This window comes from uncultured Chitinophaga sp., from assembly GCF_902168175.1.
Classification (GTDB): domain Bacteria; phylum Bacteroidota; class Bacteroidia; order Chitinophagales; family Chitinophagaceae; genus Chitinophaga.
Genome location: NZ_CABHOU010000051.1, coordinates 1 through 2,979, shown reverse-complemented (window position 1 = coordinate 2,979; position 2,979 = coordinate 1). Strand labels below are relative to the sequence as shown.

Here is a 2,979-nt window from a genome sequence, read left to right as displayed (position 1 = left end):
TGCTCGCCCTCAAAATCGTGAATGGCGGTAATCACTTTCTCGCCCGCCGCTTTACCGGGGCATACCGCATGTACATCGTGGCCCACCATCTGCAACATCTGGAATGGTACCATGGTTTCATAATCTTCCGCATAATCGCCGGTCAAAAACAGGATCTTCTTTTGTGCCATGGGAAATGGAGTTTTAACGGGGTGAATGAATCTATTGGGTCTTATGAAGATAAGGAAAATTTACCGCTGGTCATTCTGTTGCAAACGATTGCAATTTTTGCGGGGAATTGTTTATCTTGGTTGCCGGAAATCAAAACTTACGGAACGGGATAGTAAATCAACACGTCGCAAATAATATATAAAGGGCCTTGGGGCTACGCCTTTTTTCCAGGTTATAAAAACGAAAAAATCTATGCAGCTGTCGTAAAACAGCCCTCTTACGGGCAGCGCGCAGGCAATTCAGTATGAAAAAATTTATCCTACTCGGCGGGGCGCTCTTTAGCATGGGCCTTGCATCTGGCCAGGGCAAATGGCAGGCGCTGTTTAATGGTAAAGACCTTAAAGGCTGGAAACAGCTGGGCGGTACGGCCACTTACACGGTGAAGAACAAAGAGATCATTGGTACTACGGTGCCTAAATCTCCCAACTCCTTTTTAACTACCGAAAAGAACTACGGCGATTTTATACTTGAGCTCGAATATAAACTCGACCAGGACTTTAACGCCGGTATCCAGTTCCGTAGCCAGAGCCGTCCCGATTATAATAAAGGACAGGTGTTTGGTTACCAGATGGAGATCGATCCGGCCCCCCGTGCCTGGAGTGGTGGCATATATGAAGAGGGCCGCCGTGGTTGGCTGTACCCGCTGGATTTAAACCCGGTGGCGCAAAAGGCTTACAAAAAGAGCGACTGGAACAAATACCGCATCGAGTGCCGTGGACCGGAGATCCGTACCTGGATTAACGGCGTACCGGCTGCTCATCTGATCGATACGGCGCTGCCCAGCGGCTTTATCGCCCTGCAGGTACACGGTGTAGGCAATGCGGCCGACGTTGGTAAAAACATCCGCTGGCGTAATGTAAGGATCATGGAAAATCCTGCCGCTAACCAGTATTCAGCCTATGACGATGTGTATGTTGTAAATAATATTCCTAATAATATTTCGGCACAGGAAAAGTTGAACGGTTATCGCCTGATTTGGGATGGGGCCACCAGCAACGGTTGGAGAGGCGCTCATAAAGATAAATTTCCAGAAAAAGGCTGGGAAATTAAAGACGGAACACTTAATGTATTATCTTCGGGCGGTGCAGAGTCCAATAACGGAGGCGATATTGTTACCGACGAGGAATTTGCAGCATTCGACCTGGAGTTCGATTTTAAACTGACAGAAGGTGCCAACAGCGGAGTTAAATATTTTGTAACCGAAAGTGAAAAAGGTAAAGGATCGGCAATAGGCCTTGAATTTCAAATACTTGACAACGATAAACACCCTGATGCTAAATTAGGAGCGGCAGGAAACCGGACCCTCGGGTCACTTTACGACCTGATCCCCGCTTATAAATTTGGAAATTCTCATAAGAAAATCGGCGAATGGAACCATGGCAGGGTGGTTGTTTACCCGGATAACCGTGTAGAACATTGGTTAAACGGACACAAAGTAGTAAGCTACAACCGTGGTGATAATATTTATAAAGCCCTGGTGGCACGCAGTAAGTATAAAGACTGGCCCGAATTTGGTACCGCCAAAACAGGTCACATCCTTATCCAGGACCACGGCGACAACGTTAGTTATAAAAGCATTAAAATAAAGATTTTGAAATAGTGATCTAACTATTTCATTGTTCACTGTTTTTCAAGTCATCCCGATTCTTCGGGATGTTTCTTTTTATACCAGTTCCAGTGGGGATTTTATTAACTTCAGCCCCTAAACCTGCAACATATGCATTTCCCTAAGGCTCTCCCCGCGCTTACAGGCCTTGCTTTACTCATGGCTTCCTGTGGTGATTACGCCAAAAAAACTATCCCGGTTGCTTCCGGTGCCAACGACTCGCTCAACAACATTCTCGAAGATTATTACGAAGACAAAGTGTGGTTTTTCCCGGTAGAAGCCACGTTTAACAGTGAAAACCGGTACAACGATAAACTCAATATCGACATCAGCGAAGGCTTCCGCCGAAGTGTAGACTCTATGTACGCCAGCTACCAGGCGCAACTTATCGCCATCGATACGGCCGGCCTCGACGATAACCATCGGCTCAGTTACGCCACGTTCAGCCGCGAGCTGAGCATTGGTCGCGAGGGATTAACCTTTCATGATCACTTAATGCCCATACAGCAGTTCAGCTCCCTGCCCCTCACACTACCACAACTCGGCAGCGGCACCAGTGCGCAGCCTTTCAAAACAAAAAAGGATTATGCTGATTTCATTTCCCGCATGAAAAGTTTTGCGGAGTGGTCGGATACGGCGGTGAGTAATATGAGAAGAGGTATGGCCGAAGGATATGTATGGCCACAAACCCTGGTAACAAAAGTAATTCCGCAACTGGCGGACCTTGCGAAAAACGATACAGCATCGAATATCTTCTTCAATCCTATTCGTTTAATTCCGGCTGATATAACTGGTGATGACCGTTCACAACTGGCAAAAGAATATGCTGCAGCGGTGCGCACTTACATTCTCCCGTCTTATAAAAAATTACACACCTTTTTTGTAGAAGAGTACCTGCCGAAATCCCGTACTACCAGTGGTATAGACGCTGTGCCTGACGGCGCCGCCTACTACACTTACCTTGTAAAGTACTGGACAACTACCACGAAAAAACCGGATGAGATTTTTGCATTGGGCGAAAGGGAAGTTGCCCGCATCCGCAGCGAAATGGAAGCCATTAAAAACGAAACAGGATTTAAAGGTGATCTGAATGCTTTCTTCCAATTCATCCGCACCGATAAACAATTCAAAATATTTAAAACACCCGGAGCGGTCATCGATTC

Annotated in this window: 3 protein-coding genes; 2 read left to right on the top strand and 1 reads right to left on the bottom strand. The window is 46.6% G+C overall.

The features are described from left to right. Window positions 1-170, bottom strand: a 170-nt coding sequence (locus QZT80_RS10170; RefSeq protein WP_295121373.1) for a DJ-1/PfpI family protein, incomplete at its 3' end; no start/stop codon positions are given. Between the two features lie 284 nt (window positions 171-454). Here QZT80_RS10170 and QZT80_RS10165 point away from each other — a divergent pair. Together QZT80_RS10165 and QZT80_RS10160 are read left to right on the top strand one after the other, a co-directional pair. Then, complete coding sequence (locus tag QZT80_RS10165) at window positions 455-1,810, top strand: DUF1080 domain-containing protein (RefSeq protein ID WP_295121371.1); 1,356 nt, start codon at window positions 455-457, stop codon at window positions 1,808-1,810. 117 nt (window positions 1,811-1,927) lie between these two features. Further along, a partial coding sequence (locus QZT80_RS10160) for a DUF885 family protein (RefSeq protein WP_295121369.1) occupies window positions 1,928-2,979 on the top strand: 1,052 nt, incomplete at its 3' end.